Source organism: Novosphingobium sp. TK46, assembly GCF_055361525.1.
This window is the reverse complement of sequence record NZ_CM143963.1, coordinates 2940358-2960125: the sequence shown is the minus strand read 5'-3', so window position 1 is coordinate 2960125 and position 19768 is coordinate 2940358. Positions and strand designations below refer to the sequence as shown.

Annotated in this window: 18 protein-coding genes and 2 tRNA genes; 18 read left to right on the top strand and 2 right to left on the bottom strand. The window is 63.7% G+C overall.

Annotated features, from left to right (window positions below):
• Nucleotides 1-47 precede the first annotated feature (47 nt).
• The 3 genes from ACXJ1Z_RS14210 to ACXJ1Z_RS14200 all read left to right on the top strand — a co-directional run bounded on the left by ACXJ1Z_RS14210 (nt 48) and on the right by ACXJ1Z_RS14200 (nt 2863).
• Nucleotides 48-2069, top strand: coding sequence for a lytic transglycosylase domain-containing protein (locus ACXJ1Z_RS14210; RefSeq protein ID WP_463777506.1), 2022 nt, complete (start codon nt 48-50; stop codon nt 2067-2069).
• A gap of 22 nt (nt 2070-2091) precedes the next feature.
• Nucleotides 2092-2577 (top strand): transcription elongation factor GreB, encoded by a 486-nt coding sequence (gene greB, locus ACXJ1Z_RS14205; RefSeq protein ID WP_463777504.1) that lies wholly within the window; start codon nt 2092-2094, stop codon nt 2575-2577.
• Between the two features lie 67 nt (nt 2578-2644).
• Entirely contained in the window at nt 2645-2863 is a 219-nt protein-coding gene (locus tag ACXJ1Z_RS14200; RefSeq protein WP_463777503.1) for a hypothetical protein, read from the top strand.
• A gap of 36 nt (nt 2864-2899) precedes the next feature.
• Here ACXJ1Z_RS14200 and sthA read toward each other — a convergent pair whose 3' ends face one another.
• A complete protein-coding gene (gene sthA, locus ACXJ1Z_RS14195; protein ID WP_463777501.1) occupies nt 2900-4294 on the bottom strand; it encodes a Si-specific NAD(P)(+) transhydrogenase in 1395 nt (464 codons plus the stop codon).
• Between the two features lie 117 nt (nt 4295-4411).
• Here sthA and ACXJ1Z_RS14190 point away from each other — a divergent pair, with 117 nt between their 5' ends.
• The 9 genes from ACXJ1Z_RS14190 to aroQ all read left to right on the top strand — a co-directional run bounded on the left by ACXJ1Z_RS14190 (nt 4412) and on the right by aroQ (nt 12439).
• Nucleotides 4412-4951: a hypothetical protein gene (locus tag ACXJ1Z_RS14190; protein WP_463777500.1), complete on the top strand. Its 540-nt coding sequence runs from the start codon at nt 4412-4414 to the stop codon at nt 4949-4951.
• 72 nt (nt 4952-5023) lie between these two features.
• Entirely contained in the window at nt 5024-6292 is a 1269-nt protein-coding gene (rlmN, locus tag ACXJ1Z_RS14185) for a dual-specificity RNA methyltransferase RlmN (protein WP_463777498.1), read from the top strand.
• Between the two features lie 183 nt (nt 6293-6475).
• Nucleotides 6476-6805, top strand: coding sequence for a glycine zipper 2TM domain-containing protein (locus tag ACXJ1Z_RS14180; protein WP_463777496.1), 330 nt, complete (start codon nt 6476-6478; stop codon nt 6803-6805).
• 223 nt (nt 6806-7028) lie between these two features.
• Entirely contained in the window at nt 7029-7793 is a 765-nt protein-coding gene (locus ACXJ1Z_RS14175; RefSeq protein WP_463777494.1) for an SDR family oxidoreductase, read from the top strand.
• 141 nt (nt 7794-7934) lie between these two features.
• On the top strand, nt 7935-9191 hold the full coding sequence (locus ACXJ1Z_RS14170) for a class I SAM-dependent methyltransferase (protein WP_463777493.1): 1257 nt from the start codon (nt 7935-7937) through the stop codon (nt 9189-9191).
• Nucleotides 9192-9281: 90 nt separating this feature from the next.
• The gene (locus ACXJ1Z_RS14165; RefSeq protein ID WP_463777491.1) at nt 9282-10496 is read left to right on the top strand and encodes an argininosuccinate synthase; all 1215 of its coding nucleotides are present in this window, start codon (nt 9282-9284) and stop codon (nt 10494-10496) included.
• A 301-nt stretch (nt 10497-10797) separates the two neighbouring features.
• Complete coding sequence (locus ACXJ1Z_RS14160) at nt 10798-11172, top strand: septal ring lytic transglycosylase RlpA family protein (RefSeq protein WP_463777490.1); 375 nt, start codon at nt 10798-10800, stop codon at nt 11170-11172.
• A 240-nt stretch (nt 11173-11412) separates the two neighbouring features.
• Entirely contained in the window at nt 11413-11829 is a 417-nt protein-coding gene (locus ACXJ1Z_RS14155) for a 3TM-type holin (RefSeq protein ID WP_463777488.1), read from the top strand.
• Nucleotides 11830-12001: 172 nt separating this feature from the next.
• Nucleotides 12002-12439, top strand: a complete 438-nt coding sequence (aroQ, locus tag ACXJ1Z_RS14150) for a type II 3-dehydroquinate dehydratase (RefSeq protein WP_463777487.1) — start codon at nt 12002-12004, stop codon at nt 12437-12439.
• Between the two features lie 159 nt (nt 12440-12598).
• On the opposite strand, the gene ACXJ1Z_RS14145 is transcribed toward aroQ, so the two are convergent.
• The gene (locus ACXJ1Z_RS14145; RefSeq protein WP_463777486.1) at nt 12599-13063 is read right to left on the bottom strand and encodes an Lrp/AsnC family transcriptional regulator; all 465 of its coding nucleotides are present in this window, start codon (nt 13061-13063) and stop codon (nt 12599-12601) included.
• 237 nt (nt 13064-13300) lie between these two features.
• Between ACXJ1Z_RS14145 and ACXJ1Z_RS14140 the strand changes: the two genes are divergently transcribed.
• The 6 genes from ACXJ1Z_RS14140 (at nt 13301) to purC (ending at nt 19700) form a co-directional block, all read left to right on the top strand.
• Nucleotides 13301-14965, top strand: coding sequence for a sensor histidine kinase (locus tag ACXJ1Z_RS14140; RefSeq protein ID WP_463777484.1), 1665 nt, complete (start codon nt 13301-13303; stop codon nt 14963-14965).
• Between the two features lie 74 nt (nt 14966-15039).
• Nucleotides 15040-16044: a polysaccharide deacetylase family protein gene (locus tag ACXJ1Z_RS14135; RefSeq protein ID WP_463777483.1), complete on the top strand. Its 1005-nt coding sequence runs from the start codon at nt 15040-15042 to the stop codon at nt 16042-16044.
• 69 nt (nt 16045-16113) lie between these two features.
• A tRNA-Ile gene (locus ACXJ1Z_RS14130) sits at nt 16114-16189 on the top strand.
• A 38-nt stretch (nt 16190-16227) separates the two neighbouring features.
• Nucleotides 16228-16304 (top strand) — tRNA-Pro (locus ACXJ1Z_RS14125).
• A 500-nt stretch (nt 16305-16804) separates the two neighbouring features.
• Nucleotides 16805-18736 carry a S9 family peptidase gene (locus ACXJ1Z_RS14120; RefSeq protein WP_463777481.1) on the top strand — a complete coding sequence of 644 codons (1932 nt, stop codon included), beginning with the start codon at nt 16805-16807 and terminating at the stop codon, nt 18734-18736.
• A gap of 151 nt (nt 18737-18887) precedes the next feature.
• Nucleotides 18888-19700, top strand: coding sequence for a phosphoribosylaminoimidazolesuccinocarboxamide synthase (gene purC / locus ACXJ1Z_RS14115; protein WP_463777480.1), 813 nt, complete (start codon nt 18888-18890; stop codon nt 19698-19700).
• The last annotated feature ends 68 nt before the right edge of the window (nt 19701-19768 follow it).

Here is a 19768-nt window from a genome sequence, read left to right as displayed (position 1 = left end):
ACCGGGCCGACGATCATTCAGCGCCTGATAAGGAGCCTTTCTTCAAAATGTCCAGCATGCGTAGCGCCCTCGCCTGTCTCTTGCTGACATCCGCCATGTGTTCGATCCAGCCCGCCTCGGCCCAGATCATGGGCGGAACGACGGGCAGCAGCTATCCGCCGCCGGCGCAAACCGGCAGCGGTCCCGCGACCGAATGGGATCGTGCCCGCGCGTTGCAGATGCAGTCGCACGACATGGCGACGCACCAGGCGGTCGACCGCTGGCGGCTGCTGACCGCGAGCGACCGCATGGGCTTCGGCGCCTATGCCTCCTTTCTGATGACCTATCCGGGCTACCCGCAAGAAGCCCGGCTGCGCGGGTTCGCGGAAAAGGCACTGGATAACGAATCGCCCGATGCCTCGACGCTGGTGGCCTTTTTCGACCGTTTCCCGCCGGTGAGCAGTTCGGCGGCGGGGCGCTATGCCACCGCGCTGACGATGATCCGCCGCGCCGACGCCGCGCAAAAGGCGGTGCTGGCATGGCGCGCCGGCTCGCTTTCGCCCGCCGACGAGACAACGCTGCTGACCTACTATCGCGACCGGTTCAACGCAGACGATCACGACGTGCGGATGGACGCGCTGTTGTGGCAGGGACAGCGACCGCAGGCAGAGCGGCAGATCTCGTTCGTGTCCGCGGGACGGCGCGCCGCCTACATGGAGCGGCTTTCGCTGCTGCAGGGCATGGCTCCAGGATCGCTGGGCGTGCCGACCGATCCCTCCCTGCTGCGTGACCCGGGCTATATCTACAACCGGTCGGTCCAGGCGCGGTCCAGCGGCAACCTGCCCGCTTCGATCAGCCTGCTTTCCACCCGCGCCCCCCTGTCCCAGCCCGCCCGCGATCCCGAGAAGTGGGTGCGCGAGCTGCTGACGGCGGCCAAGGCTTCGGGAGCGGACCAGGCGGTGCGGATCGCCTCGTCGATCGACGATGCCTTCGTGCCCGGCACCGACATCTCCAGACTCTCGTTTCGCCTGCGCGACGATTACACGACGCTGGTCTGGCTTGGCGGCACCAAGGCGATGTGGGACTTGCGCGATCCGCGTCGCGCGGGGCCGTTGTTCTATCGCTATGGCGCGGCGGCGCAGACCCCGGGCACGCGCTCGAAGGGCTTCTACTGGGCGGGTCGGGCCATGGCCCAGGCGGGCGACACCAGCAGCGCCAACCGCTATTTCGAGATGGCGGCGAAGTATGCCGAATGTTTCTATGGTCAGCTCTCGCTCGAACGGCTTGGCCGTCCGATGCCGAACCTCGACGTGATGCCCCAGGCGCGACCGACAAGCACCGATCGCGCCGCCTTCAACGCCAAGCCGATCACCCGTGCGGTGCGCGACGTCGCCCGCGATGCCGACTGGCGAACCGGCGTACAGTTCTTTCGCGAGATATCCGATCAGGCGCAGTCCGAGGCCGATCATGTCCTCGTCGCCGATCTGGCGCGCGAGATCGGGCGGCGCGATCTGGGCGTGATCCTGGGTCAGTCCGCGCATGCCGAGGGGTACAGCAGCTTCGGGCGGATCTCGTTCCCAGAGATGCCGGTGCCGCCGGGGGCCAGCTGGATCATGGACCATGCGCTCGCCCGGCAGGAAAGCCAGTTCGCGCAGAACGCGATCAGCAGCGCCGGTGCCCGCGGGCTGATGCAGCTGATGCCGGGAACCGCGCGCGAACAGGCGGGCAAGCTGGGTCTTGGCTACAGCATGGAGGCGCTGATCTCCGACCCGATCTACAACGTGCGGTTGGGCGACGGCTACTTCGGGCGGATGATGGATTACTACGGCGGCGCGACCCCATTGGCGGTGGGCGCCTACAACGCCGGTCCGGGCAACGTGAACAAGTGGCTCGCCGCCAACGGCGATCCGCGCAACGGTTCGATCGACTGGATCGACTGGATCGAACGCATTCCGATCTACGAGACCAAGAACTACATCCAGCGCGTGCTGGAAAATGCCGTCGTCTATCAAAGCATGCACCCGGAGCGTGGCTACTATCGCGGTCAGACCCCGCTCAGCAACGTGCTGGGCAAGCGGACGCCGGGTTGACGGCCGGGCGGGCACTGCCGCGATGAAACCTGCTGGACCGCCCATCACCCCGGCCGGAATGGCTGCGCTGAGCGCGCGTTATCATCACCTGCTGGGCAAGGAGCGGCCCGAGATCGTCGAGATCGTCAGCTGGGCGGCCGGCAACGGTGATCGCTCGGAAAATGGCGACTACCTCTATGGCCGCAAGCGCATGCGCGAGATCGACCGGGAACTCGCCTATCTGGCGCGCCGGATGAAGGCGCTGCGGGTGGTCGATCCGGCACTGCAGACCGACCACGACAGGGTGTTCTTCGGCGCGACGGTGACGCTGGCGGACGAGGACGACGCCCGGCTGGTCATCACCATCGTGGGCGATGACGAGCAGGATGCGGCGGTCGGTCGGATCGGCTGGAGCGCGCCGCTCGCGCGCGCCTTGCGTGGCGCCACCGTCGGCGATCTCAAGACCGTCCGCCTGCCCGCAGGAGAGAAGGAATGGGAAATCCTGGCGATCAACTATCCCGTTGTGTGACCTGGTAAACACTTGGCGAGTGCGCGAAGCACGCCTATTGCGGAGTGGGAACCATAAGGGGGGTGATATGACCGGAGAAAACGAGGACCTGCGCCATGCGCTCGGCAACGCGCGGGCCGAGACGGCGGCGCTGAAAAGCCTGCTTGGCAAGGCGGCCGACCGGCTGGAGGATATCGTCGCCGAGGAATGCTCGGACGAAGCCCAGGAAAAGGCGCTGACGACGGCGAAACGGCTTCGCACCGTGATCGAACGGACCACGGACAAGAAAGACGAGCCCGGCGCCTGAACGCGCGCCGGGCGTTCGGACCCGGCGCCCTCGCAGTTAAGGCGCCATCCGGTTCCAGGCATCGAGCGCGGCGATTTTGTAGGCTTCGGCCAGCGTCGGGTAATTGAACGTATTCTCGATGAAGTAGTCGATGCCGCCCTTCAGGTTCAGCACCGCCTGGCCGATGTGGATCAGTTCGGTGGCACCTTCGCCGATAATGTGGACCCCCAGCAGCCGGCGGGTCTTGTTCGAGAAGAGCATCTTCATCAGCCCGCTCTCCAGCCCCATGATGTGGCCGCGGCTAGTCTCGCGGAAGCGGGCGATACCCACCTCGTAATTGATGCCGCGTTTGCGCACTTCCTCTTCGCTCATGCCCACGGTCGAGATCTCGGGGACGGCGTAGATGCCGTAGGGAAAGTAGGCTGGTGCCGGCGGCAACGGCAGTCCGAAAGCATGGCAGGCGGCGATGCGGCCCTGCTCCATCGACGTCGAGGCGAGGCTGGGAAAACCGATGACGTCTCCGGCGGCGTAGATGTGGGGAACGCCCGTCTGGAAGGTCGCCGGGTCGATCGTGACACGACCGCGTGCATCGGTCTCGATCCCGCAGGTCTCCAGCCCCAGATCCGCCGTCGCTCCCATGCGACCGGCGCAGTACAGCAGCATTTCCGATCGCGCCGAGCGTCCATCGGCCAGCGTGGTGACGATCTTGCCGTCCTCTCCCCTCGCGACCGAACTGACCGCCGAACCAAGCCGCAAGACGATCCCGCGATCGCGTAACTGGTGCACGAACTCGTCGATGATCTCGCGATCGATGAAGTCCAGAAACGTCGCGCGCGGCTCGATCACGGTCACCGCCACGTCCAGTGCCGAAAAGATGGTCGCGTACTCGATGCCGATCACACCGGCGCCGATGACGGTCATCGAACGCGGCAGCTTGTGGATGTTCACCACCTCGTCCGAATCCATGATGTCGGGATCTGCGAAGTCGACGTTCTCGGGCTGGTGCGGGACAGTGCCGACCGCGATCACGAAGCGCTCGCCCGCGATCGGCATCTGGCTGCCATCGGGCTCGGTGACGATCAGGTTGTGCGCATCGACGAAGCGGGCCGTGCCGATGAGCGTGGTCACGCCGTTGCGCTGGAACTGGTGCTCGAGCACGTCCACCTCGTGATCCAGCGTCTTGTGCAGGCGGTCGGACAGATCGGCGCTGCCGATCTCCTTCTTCACGCGATAGGACCGACCGTAGAAACCGCGTTCGCGCCAGCCGGACAGGTTCAGCGCGGTCTCTCGCAAGGTCTTGGACGGGATCGTACCGGTATGAACCGACACCCCGCCGACCGCCGGCCGGTTCTCGATCACCAGCACCGATCGTCCCAGCTTCGCCGCCTGGATCGCCGCGCGGCGGCCTGCCGGACCGCTGCCGATCACGATCAATTCGTAGCGCTGCGTCAAATGCTGCCTCCGCTTTGTCCAAGCACTCGTCAGTCGCGGCAAGCCGCCAGCGTGGCAAGTGCGTTGTGGCCGCAAGGCGGTTGCCAATCCCGTATCATCGCGCCAAGCGACAAGGCGATGAAGCGCCCCTCCCTCGATACCGTTCCCGGCCGCCGGGCCTTTGGCATGCGCGTAGCGCTGGGGCTGCTGCTTGTATCCCTGGCTTGGGGATCGACGGCGACAGCGCGCGACAACCTGGGGCTCTACGCCGGCTGGGGGGCCTTTCGCGATCCGTTTGCGCCGCGCTGCTATGCCATCGCCATGGCCGAGCCGGGTGCGCAGCAGCGGGACTATCAGCCCTTCGCCGCGATCGGCACCTGGCCACGCCGCGGCAAGCGCAACCAGATCCACTTTCGCCTGTCGCGTGCGGTGACCGGCAATTCGCCGATCGTGCTTGGCATCGGCACCAGCCGCTTCGCGCTCATCGGCGGGGGCGGCGATGCCTGGGCGGCCAACGACCGGGACAACGCCGCGATCGTCGCCGCCATGCGCTCGGCGCCGCGCATGGTCGTCAGCGCACGCGACACCCGTGGCCGCCGTTTCGCCAACGCCTGGCCGCTGGCCGGCGCCGCCTCCGCCATGGATGCGGCGGCGATCGGCTGCGCGCGCACGGACTAGGCCTGGCTGCGACTGAGCGATCCCGGTGCGCCGCTTTCATCTGTGGCCGCATTGCCCTATATGCGAGCGACCATGGCAGACACGAACCTGATGACGATCCCCGGACACATCGATCCGGTGCCGCTTCCCCGCGACATTACCCCGCGCGAGGATGGGCGCATCGACCTGATGGGTCTGCCCAAGGCGCGGATCGCGGAACTGTTCGCTGCCGCCGGCCTCGATGCCAAGCAAGCCAAGCTGCGCGCCAAGCAGGTGTTCCACTGGCTCTATCATCGCGGCGTGTCAGACTTCGCCGAGATGACCGACATCGCCAAGACCATGCGGCCCTGGCTGACCGAGCGGTTCGTGGTCGCCCGGCCCGAGATCGTCGAGGCGCAGCATTCGACAGACGGCACGCGCAAGTGGCTGCTGCGCACGCCGGACGGGCACGATTTCGAGATGGTGTTCATCCCCGACGCCGATCGCGGCACGCTGTGCGTGTCGAGCCAGGTCGGCTGCACGCTCAATTGCCGGTTCTGCCACACCGGCACTATGCGGCTGGTGCGCAACCTGACCGCCGGCGAGATCGTCGGCCAGGTCATGCTGGCGCGTGATGCACTGGGCGAGTGGCCCAAGAGCGCGGACGAGGCGAAGATCGCGACGATGGCCGGACTCGACGACGAGGAGGACGAAGGCTCCTATTCGTCCGATGGGCGCCTGCTTACCAACATCGTGATGATGGGCATGGGCGAACCGCTCTACAATTTCGACAACGTGCGCGACGCGCTCAAGCTGGTGATGGATGGTGATGGCCTCGCCTTGTCCAAGCGCCGGATCACGCTTTCGACATCCGGCGTCGTGCCCAAGATGGCGCAATGCGGCGAGGAGATCGGCGTGAACCTGGCCGTTTCGCTCCACGCCGTGACCAAGGAAGTGCGCGACGAGATCGTGCCGATCAATCGCAAGTACGGCATCGAGGAACTGCTGCAGGCGTGCGCCGACTATCCCGGCGCCAGCAACGCACGCCGAATCACGTTCGAGTACGTCATGCTCAGGGACAAGAACGACAGCGATGCCGACGCGCACGAGCTGGTCCGATTGATCAAGCACTATCGGCTTCCCGCCAAGGTAAACCTGATCCCGTTCAATCCCTGGCCCGGCGCGCCCTATGAATGTTCGACACCCGAGCGCGTGCGCCGGTTTTCGGACATCGTGTTCGAGGCGGGCATCTCCGCTCCGGTGCGCACCCCTCGCGGTCGCGACATCGACGCCGCCTGTGGCCAGCTTAAGACCGCCGCCGAGAAGAAGAGCCGGGCGGAACTCGATCGGCTTTACGAGGAAAAGCAGGCGGCGATCGGCTAATTCTCGGATGCCCCGGATCGGGATTTCGGCAAGGGCTTAGGGAACCAAACGGAGGTACAAGCATCTTGTCGCGTACGGTGATCATTTTACCGCACATCTACCGTGTATCGATTTCGTTCATCTCCGGTTGTGAATCAATGAACGAATATGGGTCCATCGAAACGCAACCAAGAGGGCAAGTCCATGCGTAAAGCCACAATCGCCGCATTGATCGCGGCAGTCACCGTCCCCGTCATCACCGCCGTTCCTGCCGAAGCGCGTCGCGATGACCGTCGCCACTACTCGCGCACCGACGATGGCGTACGCTACTGGCGCGGCAACGACGGCCGTTATCGCTGCAAGCGCAACAATGGCACGACCGGCCTGCTGGTCGGTGGCGTCGGTGGCGCCCTGCTCGGCCGTACCGTTGCCGGTGGCGGCGACAAGACACTCGGAACCGTACTCGGCGCTGCCGGTGGTGCACTGGCCGGTCGCGCAATCGATCGCGGTGGCTCGCGTTCGCGCTGCCGCTGATAGCATCACGGATACCTTTGCAGAGGCGCGTCGCTCATCCGGGCGTCGCGCCTTTCGCTTTGGCGGCAAGGCAGACGCTTTCCTACGTCCCCGGCTTATGCTCCAAGTGCCGGATGATTTCGGTACCGCCTAAGTGTCCCCCCGCCCCTGCTCGATCGCTGCCCATCGCGTGGCGTCCGCTCGCGATGTCAGGACACCGGCAACTGCGGCAACCTGCAAGACGATGATCACGCGACCAGCCGTACTCGTCACCGGTGGCGCCCGCCGGATCGGCGCCGCGATCGCTGCTGCGTTTGCCGCCGCGGGCTGGCACGTCGTTATTCATTATGGCAGCTCGCAGGACGAGGCCGAGCGGCTCGCGTCGTCTTTCGCCTCGGCCGGCACGATCGGTGCGGATCTGGCCGATCCTGGCGCCGCGACGGCCCTCGTCGCCGCACTGTCGCAGGATCTCGCCGACTTACGGGTGCTGGTGAACTGCGCGAGCGTGTTCGAGCTCGATACCGCCGATCAACTAGACCCCGCCGTGTTCGACCGGGCGTTGCGTGTGAACGCCGCCGCCCCGGCCTTGCTGGCACAGGCGTTCCTCGCGCAACCGCGTTCCGAATCGGGGCGTCGGGTGATCAACGTCACCGATCAGAAGATCGCCAATCCCAACCCCGACTTCTTTTCCTACACCATGAGCAAGCACGCACTTGCCGCGATCGTTCCGATGCTGGCCATGGCAGCGACAGATCCGCGTGATCGGGTTTATGGCCTCGCGCCGGGCGCGATCCTAGCCAGCCACGACCAGCAGGAGGCGGAGATCGAGCGCTCGCACCGCATGAACTTGCTGGAACGCAAGACCGGCGCGGACGAGATTGCGGCGGCCGCGCTGTTTCTGGCCGAAGGCTGGCTGGCCAGTGGGGAAACCCTGTTCATCGATTCGGGCCAGCATCTGCTCGCTCAACCGCGCGACGTGCTGTTCCTGGCACGCGAAGAGTCTGCCTGATCCGGCGGGGGACGCCAGTCGGGCGGCTCGCCTCTTGCCTTGGCGACCAACGCGGGTAGGAATGCGCGCGATGAAGTCTGAACGAACCGCTCCGCATTCGCCCCTCGTAACACCGCCGGCATCCGACGCGAGATAGCGGACATGGCAAAACGACTGCTGGACAGGTTTCTTCGCAAAGTCGTGCGCCACGGCACGCTCGAAGTGCTTCGCTCCGACGGCTCGATCGCGCGTTTCGGTTCGGAGGTGGCCGGCTTTCCCGACGTGCGCATCCGCTTCACCACTCCGGCGGGCGAGCGGCGTATCCTGCTCGATCCTCGATTGGGTGCGGCCGAAGCGTTCATGGACGGTCAGCTGGTGATCGAACATGGCGACATCATGGACCTGATCACGCTGATCCGGGCCAATGCGCCATGGGATCGTGGCAGCAGGCTCGATGCGCCGACCCTTGTCCGTCGTCTGCGCAACGGGATCGCCCATCGCATCCAGAGCGTGAACCACGCGCGCAAGTCGAAATCGAACGTGGCGCATCATTACGATGTCGGCAACGCACTCTATCGCTTGTTCCTCGACATCGATCACATGCAGTACTCCTGCGCCTACTGGTCCCGGCAGGACATGACGCTGGAGCAGGCCCAGGACGCGAAGCTTGCGCATATCGCGGCGAAGCTGGCCCTCTCGCCCGGCCAGCATGTGCTCGACATCGGCTGCGGCTGGGGCGGCATGGCGATCTATCTTGCGCGCCATGCCGGCGTCACCGTGCATGGCATCACGCTGAGCGAGGAGCAGCTTGCCCTGGCGCGTGAACGTGCCGATGCGGCGGGCGTAGCGGACCGCATCACCTTCGAACTCGTCGACTACCGCGATCTGGCCGCGCGCGGCGTCCATTACGACCGGATCGTCTCCGTCGGCATGTTCGAACACGTTGGCCGTCCGCAATTCGAACGCTTTTTCCGCGATTGCGCCAACCTGCTGGCGTCCGATGGGGTCATGCTGCTGCACACGATCGGCCGCATGGGCAAGCCGGGATCGACCGATGCGTTCACGCGCAAGTACATCTTTCCGGGCGGATATATCCCGGCACTCAGTGAGACGCTCGCCGCCAGTGAAAAGGTGCGGCTGATCGCCGCCGACGCCGAGAACCTGCGCCTGCATTACGCGCTGACCTTGCGCGAATGGTACGCGCGCTGCCGCAGCCATCGTGCCGAGATCGTGGCGATGTTCGATGAGCGGTTCTATCGCATGTGGGCCTTCTATCTCGCCGGCGCGACCGCTGCCTTCGAAAGCGGATCGATGTGCAATTACCAGATCCAGTACATCCGATCGCGTCATGCGCTGCCCTTGACCCGTGACTATCTGGCCGATGCCGAACGAACGTTGCTGGAGTCCTCCTTGAAGTAGCGCCACTTGCATCGAGCCTCCCCGACCGTTGCGCCGACGGTCCGGCACTGATACCGGCCATCCCGAATTTCCGAGCGGAGCTATCCTCGCATGTCCGACATCAAGAAGGTCGTCCTCGCCTACTCCGGCGGTCTCGACACCAGCGTCATCCTCAAGTGGCTGCAGGTGACTTATGGCTGCGAGGTGGTGACCTTCACCGCCGACCTGGGTCAAGGCGAGGAACTGGAGCCCGCCCGAGCAAAGGCCAAGTTGCTCGGTATCCCTGACGAGCACATCTATATCGACGACTTGCGCGAAGAGTTCGTTCGCGACTTCATTTTCCCGATGATGCGCGCCAATGCCCGTTATGAAGGCGATTATCTGCTCGGCACGTCGATCGCGCGTCCGCTCATTTCCAAGCGGCTGATCGAGATCGCACGGGAAACCGGAGCCGATGCGATTGCGCATGGCGCCACCGGAAAGGGCAACGATCAGGTCCGTTTCGAGCTGTCCGCCTATGCACTCGATCCCGGCATCAAGGTGATCGCACCTTGGCGCGAGTGGGACCTGACCAGTCGTACCGCGCTGATCGCGTGGGCCGAGGAGCACCAGGTTCCCGTCCCCAAGGACAAGCGTGGCGAGAGCCCGTTCTCGACCGATGCCAATATTCTGCATACCTCTTCGGAAGGCAAAGTGCTGGAAGACCCTTGGGTCGAGACGCCGGATTACGTCTACTCCCGCACCGTCGATCCCGAGCAGGCGCCCGATACGCCTGAATACATCACCATCGACTTCGAGCGTGGTGACGGTGTCGCACTGAACGGCGAGACGATGAGCCCGGCGACGCTGCTGGCCGCCCTCAACGAACTCGGCCGCAAACACGGCATCGGCCGGCTCGATCTGGTCGAGAACCGTTTCGTGGGGATGAAAAGCCGAGGGATGTACGAGACCCCTGGTGGCGAGATCTATGCCCGTGCGCATCGTGGGATCGAACAGATCACCCTCGATCGTGGTGCCGCTCATCTCAAGGACGAGCTGATGCCGAAGTATGCAGAGCTCATCTACAACGGCTTCTGGTTCGCTCCGGAACGCGAGATGCTGCAGGCGGCGATCGACCAGTCGCAGGCACGGGTCAGCGGAACGGTGCGGCTGAAGCTCTATAAGGGCCTGGCATCCGTCGTGGGCCGCAAGTCGCCCGACAGCCTCTATTCCGAACGGCACGTTACGTTCGAGGACGATGCAGGCGCGTATGACCAAAAGGACGCCGCGGGCTTCATAAAGCTTAATGCACTGCGACTCCGCTTGCTGGCACAGCGCGATCGGTGAGATCGCGCGCGATTGGTTGCGCCAAAAGTTATCGAGACCTTACTCGTGCGGGGCCAACCGTTTGCCGATCGCGATGACTTGCAGCCGTTGGGGTGCCTATATTTAGTCGCGACCTGTATCCCTCGTTTCACAGAAGCGGGGTGTGGGTTACCGAATGTTACAATCGAAAAAGCCGGTTTCGGCACGAAAACCTCTCGTGTCTGGAGCCGGCCTAGCGGCCTTCGCCGCTACCATGTTCGTCTTGGGATCGGGTGTCGGGGCGCCCGCAATCGCCGATAATACGACGAACTACGTTGCGGCGGTGCCGGTCGCCTCCGTCAGCGCTCTCGGCAATCTGGTCGAGAAACAGGCGACCATCGTGAATGATGACGAACCAGTCTATGACCCCGTCGGCTCTGGCATGGCCAGCTATTACGGGCGGGAACTTGCCGGAAACCGAACCGCTAGCGGCGAACGCTTCAATCCCTCCGAACTTACCGCTGCGCACCGGACGTTGGCGCTTGGTAGTCGGGTCAAGGTAACCAATCCCAAAACCGGCGAATCAGTCATCGTCAAGATCAACGATCGCGGTCCATTTCACAGCAACCGACTTATCGATCTCTCCGAAGCGGCGGCACGCCAGATCGGCATTCGTGCAGCGGGTCGTGGAATGGTACAAATTTCGGTCCGTCGATAAACGCGCCAGACAATTTCCCGAGTCATTTTCGAAGGCCGACGGAAGCGGGAGGGGGTGGGGGAAGCTCCGCGCCGACCTTCACTGACTGAACCGCAAAAGCGGCAAAACCGTTCCTGGCCCGCGCGAAAAAGTTTGATCCACGTCGCTTCAAACGAACTCCCTTCATCCACGCGGGTTTTCGCATTTTCCTACACGAACCTATTCGGCTAACACTCTTCGCTCTTCGAGCGGAGATCGGCGATGCGCGGAACGTTACCAGCGGCGAATTTGGAAGGTTTGGGCCAGAAACCTGATGAGCCGGGCATTCCACAAGATGGAACCTGCGCAGCGTTAGGCGAACGGCCTCATGATACTCAGCGCTCGACGCGTCATGCCGTCGACCACCATGCCGTCGAAGACCCTCCTGCAAGATGCGTCGATCCCTGGACCAACCGCGCCCGCCCCACGTTGCTCTATGTCATGTATGTTATGATCCTGTGGTCGATCCCCGTCGGCATCATCTCGGCGATCAGCCCGGCGACAGCACGTAATCTTGCCGAGGGCACGGGCGCTTACCTCCGCGCCCTGCCCGAGCCGCTATATGCCCTCTTTGCTTCGGGATACCTAGGCTACGCCACACTGCGACAATGGGGAAAGGTCAAAGGCGCAGAGCGCTGACAGCCACGATAGCCGCCGTCGTATGAGGTTAGAAGGCATTCGCCGCTTTCGACACGCGTAGGATCGCGCTTCGCGTCGCAGGTCTATCGTGGCGCTGTTTGCGATGCCCTGCTCTTGCGCTATGCCGGCAATCGGCTGTTCTGCGTATCGCGTCAAAGGAGTATGGTTCCGCGTGTCCGACAAGTTGATACTCGTTCTCAACGGCCCGAACCTGAACATGCTTGGCCAACGAGAGCCGGGCATCTACGAAATCGTCACCCTCGCGGATATTGCCGAGAGTCTCGAGGCGCGCGCCAAGACGCTGGGCTTCATCGTCGAAAGCCGACAGTCGAACCACGAAGGCGTGCTGGTGGACTGGCTGCACGAGGCGCACGCGCGGCATGCGCATGCGGTGATCTTGAACGCTGGCGCCCTGACGCACACGTCGATCGCGTTGCTGGACGCGATCCGAGCGATTGCGGTTCCGGTTATCGAGGTTCATCTTTCGAACCCGCATGCTCGCGAGGACTTTCGCCACAAGTCCTGGATCGCGCCCGTTGCGAGGGGAACGATCGCCGGTTTCGGCGCAGACAGCTATCTGCTCGCGCTTGAGGCGGCATCACGATTTTGAGCCTGAAACGTCGCAACCGAAACTTGCGATATTAACCGCGTTTGTGAACGGCGCTGCAACGCCGGTGCTGCTCACAAGTTTCCAGATGATCGAGAGCGTGCCATCCTGCTTGAAGCTTGCCCGCACGTGTGACGTGACGCGCCTGGCGCCCGCGTCCCCTCAAATCAGCGGGACTCCCGGGAGGCTCTTGGCGGTGCGTATCGTCAGCGAGGTCTTGACGCTTGCCACGTTCGGTGCGGGCGTCAGCTTGGACGTCAGAAATTCCTGGAAACTCTGCAGGTCGCGGCTGACAATCTTGAGGATGAAGTCGATCTCGCCGTTGAGCATATGGCACTCGCGCACCTCGGGCAATTCGCGCATATGTTCCTCGAACGACCGCAACGCTTCCTCGGCCTGGCTCTTCAGGCTTACCAACGCGAAGACGGTGATGGTAAAGCCCAGTTTGGAGGCATCGAGATCGGCGTGATACCCTTGAATGACGCCGGCTTCCTCAAGGCTGCGCACGCGGCGCAAGCACGGCGGCGCGGTCAATCCGACGCGCTGCGCCAGCTCGACATTGGTGATCCGCCCTTCGTCCTGGAGCTCGCGGAGGAGCTGGCGGTCGATTTCGTCGAGATTGATCATCGGCCCACTCGCCCCACACACGCTCTCATAAATACCGGTCCAGCGACATATCCACATGGATTTGACCAACCGGAAGAAATATTATTGTTCCCTAGCGCAAATGTCCCGCTTTGCAACGGCTCAGCCGTTGGGCTTTGTGAGGCTACAGGGTTTGCTACGAACGGCGAGCAGGAGGAGTTTGATACTCCTTCGCAGACTTGCAGCGGCGATGATGCGCGCATGCATGGCGGAGCCTTGATGCATTTCGACGATCGCCTAGCCACCGTCATGCGGCTCCCGGCGAGCAGCCAGGCGATAGCACGCATTCAGTATCGTCAGCTGCTCGACCTGCTGGGCGGGGACGAGCATGCGGAGCTATCGGCTAGCGAACCTGCGCTCGCCCGCATCGTCGAGCTGGGTGCACTCATCCCGGCGCCCGAACGCGCGGCACTGTTGAAGGAGCCGGCGTTCCGCATCGCCAGTCCTGCCCTCGTCGCACGCCTGGCCACGCTGGAGCCGGAAGTCGCGAGCGCGGCGATCACTGCGGCGGACTTATCGGAAGCGCAATGGATCGCCCTGATACCCTCGCTGCCGGTGCAGGCCCGTGGCATCCTGCGGCATCGTCGTGGCTTCGGCCCCAAAGTGGAGGCCTTGCTCGAGAGGCTCGGCATCGGCGATCGGGGCCTGCCGCCGGTTGCCAACACGTCGAGGCAATCGCAGCGACCCGAACTCGTCGTGGTCGAAGGTGGCGGTGGGACGATCCCGCGTCGTCGTGTCCGCGAGGAACCATCCGCCGCGGGGATCGGCGCCATCGTCCGCCGGATCGAGGCATTCCGCACCGCCCGCAGCGATGCCGATGAAGCCGGCGACTTCGGTGTCGGCGGCGCGAGTTCTTCCCGCAGCGCCAAGGCTCAAACGGCGGTGCTCGCGCTCGATTTTACCACCGATGCCGACGGCAGGCTCGATTGGGCGGATGGGGTACTGGCATCGAGCGTGATCGGGTTCCGCTTGGCCGGGATCATCGGTGAGGTCCACCAAGCCGCCTTGCGCGATCGCTTGCCCTTGCGCGGCCTCGACGTGTTGATTCCCGGCGCACCGAGCCTCGCCGGAGCCTGGCGTCTCGATGCACTCCCCAGCTTCGTCGGTCCTGATGGTCGATTTGCGGGCTATGCCGGCCGGCTGCGTCGTCTCCCTGTCTCGGCGCCGAGCGCCCGCGCCGAACCCTCCACCACGGCCGACAGCATGCGCGAAGTGCTGCACGAACTGCGCACACCGGCGAACGCGATCCAGGTCGCCGCCGAGATCATCCAGCAGCAGCTTTACGGCCCTGCACCGCACGAATACAGGGCGCTTGCCGCAGCGATCGCCGGCGATACCGCACAGATACTCGCGGGGTTCGACGAGCTCGACCGTTTGGTTCGCCTCGAAAGCGGCGCATTGCGGCTCGCGATCGGGACGTGCGAGCTCGGTACCCTGGTCTTTGAGACTGTCGAGCGATTGCAGGCGTGGACCGCAGCACGGGGCAGCGGCTTTCGCATGGCCGATCGTCCGCCTGCGTTGATGGTCGGCCTCGACGCGGACGAAGTGGCGCGGCTGTTGTGGCGGTTGCTGGCCGCCTTTGCCGGCATGGCGCAAGACGGCGAGACGATCGATCTCGCTTTTTCGCGCTCCGCCAGCAGGATCACGCTGTTCATCGAGACCTCGCCCGCACTTGGCGAGCGCCTGAAAGATGCGATGACGGCTGGCCGGCCGTTCGAACTGGCCCGATCGCTGTCGGCCGGCATGTTCGGCGTCGGCTTCACCTTGCGCCTCGCTGCAGCCGAAGCTGCGGCTGCGGGTGGCATGTTGAACCGTGCTGGGGAGCGATTCGCGTTGACCCTCCCCGGGTTGACCACCGCAGCGGCAGGACATACGCAAGGCTGACAAGATCCGCGACGACGCCGACGCTTGTATATGCGCAGACGGGGCCGGAGGCGGCCAAGACAAAGGGGATTGCGTTGTCGGGTCCAAATCTCCTCGATCGCCCGACATCAGCCGATCTCGTCTCCTTCCCGCAGAGCTTCGGACAGCGCTTCCTCGTAACGGTCGACACCGAAGAAGAGTTCGACTGGAGCGCGCCTCTGCAACGCGAAGGTCACGGTGTCGCGACGATCCCGGCCCTCCGCGACTTCCAGACGTTTTGCGAAGGATTCGGCGTCGTGCCGGTCTATCTGGTCGACTATCCAATCGCCAGCTCCGCCGCTGCTGCCGACGCGCTCGGGGAGGCTGTCAACGCCGGCCGCGCCGAGATCGGCGTCCAGCTTCATCCCTGGGTCAGCCCGCCGTTCGAAGAAGCGGTGACCGACTTCAACAGCTATGCCGGCAATCTGGCGCCCGAGCTGGAGCGTGCGAAGTTCGGCATCCTTCGGGACGAAATCGAGCGAAGGTTCGGCAAGGCGCCGTTGATCTATCGCGCCGGACGGTATGGCCTCGGCCCCGCTACCGCCGATATCCTGGCTGATCATGGCCTCACGATCGATACCTCGGTACGCGCACGCTTCGATTATAGCGGCAGCGGCGGTCCGAGCTATCGCGATCATCCGCTGCGCCCGTACTGGATCGATCGCAGCCGCAACTTGCTCGAATTACCGCTGACGACGGTGTTTTGGGGGCCATTGCGGCAACTTGGCCAGGTCATCTACCCACACCTGTGGCGCGCGCCCTCGGCACGCGGCATGCTGTCGCGCGCGGGTCTGCTCGAGCGCATCCCGCTCACGCCGGAGGGTGTCACCGCGCAAGAGGCGGTACGTGGTATCGACGTTGCACTCGACGAAGGGCTTCCGGTACTCGTGCTATCGTTCCATAGTCCCTCGCTGGCGGCAGGTCACACACCATACGTGCGCAACGCTTCCGAGCTGGCGCGTCTTTACGACTGGTGGCGTATCGTTTTTGCCCATCTTGCCCGCCGCGGCATCAAATCGACGTCCGTTGCCGACATTATGGACAGCCTCGCCCTTGCCTAGTCGGCTCGCGCAAGCTAACGGACCTCACCCGGCGGGGCGCAAGCGCTGCCGGGACCGATCGAATCGTTCGGGCCTGTAGCTCAGCGGTTAGAGCTGGCCGCTCATAACGGCTAGGTCGCGGGTTCGAATCCTGCCGGGCCCACCAACGTCTCGGTGATCGATCGGCCGTGAAGTATCGGAAGTCGGGGAGTGGCGCAGCCCGGTAGCGCGCTTGCTTTGGGAGCAAGATGTCGCAGGTTCGAATCCTGTCTCCCCGACCACCGGCTTCCTCCCATCATGCCCCCTCCGACGTTCTTGCGCAGTGCGATGGCCCAGCTGTTATCACGTGGAAAAACCCTTGTTTTCGGGAACTCAACCGCACTCCGAGCATTACGATTCTGTTCAGCGGCATGTTGCTGAGGGAGCAGTCCGTGACCACCACCCGTCCTCGATCAAAGCGTCAGATCCCGACCTCGCCACGTCCGCCAATGGATGCGCAATCGCGGTACAGGGTGTTCGGTCCGATTCAGCCGATGGAACAGCCGAGCTTTCTGGAGCGGCTTTTCGGACGGCGCTGAATCCAAGACCGCGATCGTCTCGGATAGATCTCTGCGCGCCCAAACGCATCGAGGCATAGTCTCCGGCATTATCGCGTAAGCGCTGCCGGGTTTTGACGGGCCGAGGATCGAATTTGTTACGGCACCGATAAGCCGGCATCGCGTCTACCCTTATCACCTCAACCCGTCATTCGGGGGTGAACCAGACAGGGGACCAAAATCGTATGAGGACATTCCTGCTGGCAGCCACCGCGCTGCTTCCACTCTCCCCGGCATTGGCAGACGCTCCCAAACCGGCCGCGCTTGTCGCCGACGGCATTCCTGCGGTTCCGGATCAAGTGGTCGCTGCCATTCGGCCCTATGCGGAATATCGCACCGCCTCCGTCCAGGGTTGGGACGCCAAATCCGGAGCGTTGATCGTCAGCACCCGGTTTGCGAACACCGCGCAGTTGCACACGGTCTCAGGACCATTGATGGCCCGCAGGCAGATCACCTTCGAGAGCGAGCCGGTACAAGGCCTCCCCTCACCCGCCGGCGACATGCTTCTGGTTCAGAAGGACAACGGCGGCGACGAGTTCTACCAGATCTATCGCCTGCAGGCGGGCAAGCTGCAGCTCTTGACCGATGGCAAAAGTCGCAACGAATTTGGTGCCTACAGCCATGACGGCAAGCTAATCGGCTATAGCTCGACCCGGCGCAACGGCACCGACTCCGACCTGTACATCATGAACCCCGCCGACCCGAAAAGCGACCGCCTGGTGGCGCAAGTCAAGGGCGGTGGCTGGGCGATCGAGGGGTTCTCGGCCGACAATCGCACTGCGATCGTGATCGAGTATGTATCGATACAGAAGTCCAACTTGTGGCTTCTGGACATCCGCAGCGGAAAGATGCGTGCGCTAGGCGATCAGTCGAAGCCGGTCTCTTACGGCAACGTCGATTACGGCCCGGATGGCACGATCTGGGCAACCAGCGACGAGGGCTCGGATTTCCAGCGGCTCGGCACCCTCGATGCGGCGACCGGATCGTTCACGCCGCGGTCGGTCAATGCGAAATGGGATGTCGACACATTCGAGATCGCACGCGATGGCTCCTATGTCGCCTACGTGACCAACGAGCAGGGAACGTCGCGGCTGCATCTGATTGATCCACGCACAGGCAAGGTGCGCGATGCGGCCGCCCTGCCCATCGGCGTCATCGGTGATCTTCACGCCGCTCCGGATGGTCGCCTGGCCTTCACCATGACATCGGCCAAAGTGCCGGCGGATGCCTTCACGCTCGATCCGGTCTCGTTGCAGGCCACCCGCTGGACGCAAAGCGAAACCGGCGGCCTCGATCCCGCCGCCAACGTCGAGCCCGAACTGCTCGAAGTGAAAAGCTTCGATGGCGAGACCGTCTCCGGTTTCCTCTACCGCCCCGATCCCAAGCGCTTTCCCGGCAAGCGCCCGCTGATCGTCAACATACATGGCGGGCCCGAGGGCCAGACGACGCCGGGCTTTCGTGGGTCGGGCAATTACCTCACCAACGAGTTGGGGATCGCGGTGTTCTTGCCCAACGTGCGAGGATCGACCGGCTTCGGCAAGCGCTTCGTCAGCCTGGATAACGGTCCTTCCAAGCGCGAGGATTCGGTCAAGGATATCGGCGCCTTTCTGGATACGCTGCAGAAAGACCCGCGGGTGGATCCCACGCGCATGGCGGTGACCGGTGGATCGTACGGCGGGTACATGTGCTATGCCTCGGCCATCCGCTATGTTGATCGCTTCAAGGCGGCGGACTGCATCGTCGCGATCAGCAACTTCGTCACCTTCCTCGAAAACACGCAGGACTACCGTCGCGACCTTCGCCGGGTCGAATACGGGGACGAACGCGATCCTGCCCAGCGGGCGAAGCTCACCGCGATTTCTCCGCTTACCAGCGTCGACAAGCTGAACATCCCGTTGCTCGTCGTGACCGGCAGCAATGATCCGCGCGTGCCCGAAAGCGAGGCGAACCAGATCGTCGCCGCGGTCCGCGCCAAAGGTGGAACCGCCTGGCATCTGGTCGGCAAGAACGAAGGGCACGGCTTTCGCAAAAAGGAAAACCGGGATTATCAGGCCGCGGTCGAAACCCTGTTCTGGCAGACATATCTGCTTGGCTCGCCGGCCGAGCCGCGTCGATAAGACGGTGTTGCGGCGTGCCTGCGACTTTGCAATTGAGCCACGCTAGCCTATATGCCATCGCGACAACCCCGGTACGAGCAGTCCGCAACAAGCGCTCTGCGCGTGCCGGGGTCCGCTTTTATGACGTCGTGTTCGAGTAAGGATAAGCCCCATGTCCCGCAGGCGCCAGATCTACGAAGGCAAGGCCAAGATCCTGTACGAAGGGCCTGAGCCCGGCACGCTGATCCAGTACTTCAAGGACGATGCGACTGCGTTCAATGCGCAGAAAAAGGGCACGATCCAGGGTAAGGGCGTGATCAACAACCGCATCAGCGAGTATGTGTTCACACGCCTCAATCACATCGGCGTTCCCAACCACTTCATCCGCCGCCTCAACATGCGCGAGCAGCTTGTGCGCCAGGTCGAGATCATTCCGATCGAAGTCGTGGTGCGCAATGTGGCCGCTGGATCGATTTCCAAACGCCTGGGCATCGCCGAGGGTGAGCCGCTGCCGCACACGCTGCTGGAATACTATTACAAGGACGATGCACTGGGCGATCCGATGATCGCGGAAGAGCACATCGCCTGCTTCGGATGGGCTACCAACGAGGAGATGCAGGACATCTCGGCGCTGGCGATCCGGGTGAACGACTTTCTGTGCGGCATGTTCGCGGCGATCAATATCCGCCTGATCGACTTCAAGCTCGAGTTCGGCCGCATCTGGGACGGCGACTACAGCCGGGTGATCCTGGCTGACGAGATCAGCCCGGATGGTTGCCGCCTGTGGGACATGGTCACCGGCGAGAAGCTGGACAAGGATCGCTTCCGCCAGGATCTCGGCGGCGAAGAGGAGGCGTACCAGGAGGTCGCTCGTCGGCTCGGTGTCCTGCAGGACGATCCGGGCCCGAGCGAAGTGTTCGATCTGACGGCGCATCGTGGCAAACTGCGTGGCGGCAAGAGCACGACCACGACGTCGACCAAGTAACGGCCAGCCATACCGTCTGCCTTCAGGTGGTTTCTTGTTGAAATGGCCCGGCAGGGGCACGGCGCGAC

What these genes read in the sequence shown, in the direction of transcription:
- ACXJ1Z_RS14210 (WP_463777506.1), top strand. Translation starts at nt 48, where the DNA reads ATGTCCAGCATGCGTAGCGCCCTCGCCTGTCTCTTGCTGACATCCGCC.
- greB (WP_463777504.1), top strand. Translation starts at nt 2,092, where the DNA reads ATGAAACCTGCTGGACCGCCCATCACCCCGGCCGGAATGGCTGCGCTG.
- ACXJ1Z_RS14200 (WP_463777503.1), top strand. Translation starts at nt 2,645, where the DNA reads ATGACCGGAGAAAACGAGGACCTGCGCCATGCGCTCGGCAACGCGCGG.
- ACXJ1Z_RS14190 (WP_463777500.1), top strand. Translation starts at nt 4,412, where the DNA reads ATGAAGCGCCCCTCCCTCGATACCGTTCCCGGCCGCCGGGCCTTTGGC.
- rlmN (WP_463777498.1), top strand. Translation starts at nt 5,024, where the DNA reads ATGGCAGACACGAACCTGATGACGATCCCCGGACACATCGATCCGGTG.
- ACXJ1Z_RS14180 (WP_463777496.1), top strand. Translation starts at nt 6,476, where the DNA reads ATGCGTAAAGCCACAATCGCCGCATTGATCGCGGCAGTCACCGTCCCC.
- ACXJ1Z_RS14175 (WP_463777494.1), top strand. Translation starts at nt 7,029, where the DNA reads ATGATCACGCGACCAGCCGTACTCGTCACCGGTGGCGCCCGCCGGATC.
- ACXJ1Z_RS14170 (WP_463777493.1), top strand. Translation starts at nt 7,935, where the DNA reads ATGGCAAAACGACTGCTGGACAGGTTTCTTCGCAAAGTCGTGCGCCAC.
- ACXJ1Z_RS14165 (WP_463777491.1), top strand. Translation starts at nt 9,282, where the DNA reads ATGTCCGACATCAAGAAGGTCGTCCTCGCCTACTCCGGCGGTCTCGAC.
- ACXJ1Z_RS14155 (WP_463777488.1), top strand. Translation starts at nt 11,413, where the DNA reads ATGCGCGGAACGTTACCAGCGGCGAATTTGGAAGGTTTGGGCCAGAAA.
- ACXJ1Z_RS14145 (WP_463777486.1), bottom strand. Translation starts at nt 13,063, where the DNA reads ATGATCAATCTCGACGAAATCGACCGCCAGCTCCTCCGCGAGCTCCAG.
- ACXJ1Z_RS14140 (WP_463777484.1), top strand. Translation starts at nt 13,301, where the DNA reads ATGCATTTCGACGATCGCCTAGCCACCGTCATGCGGCTCCCGGCGAGC.
- ACXJ1Z_RS14120 (WP_463777481.1), top strand. Translation starts at nt 16,805, where the DNA reads ATGAGGACATTCCTGCTGGCAGCCACCGCGCTGCTTCCACTCTCCCCG.
- purC (WP_463777480.1), top strand. Translation starts at nt 18,888, where the DNA reads ATGTCCCGCAGGCGCCAGATCTACGAAGGCAAGGCCAAGATCCTGTAC.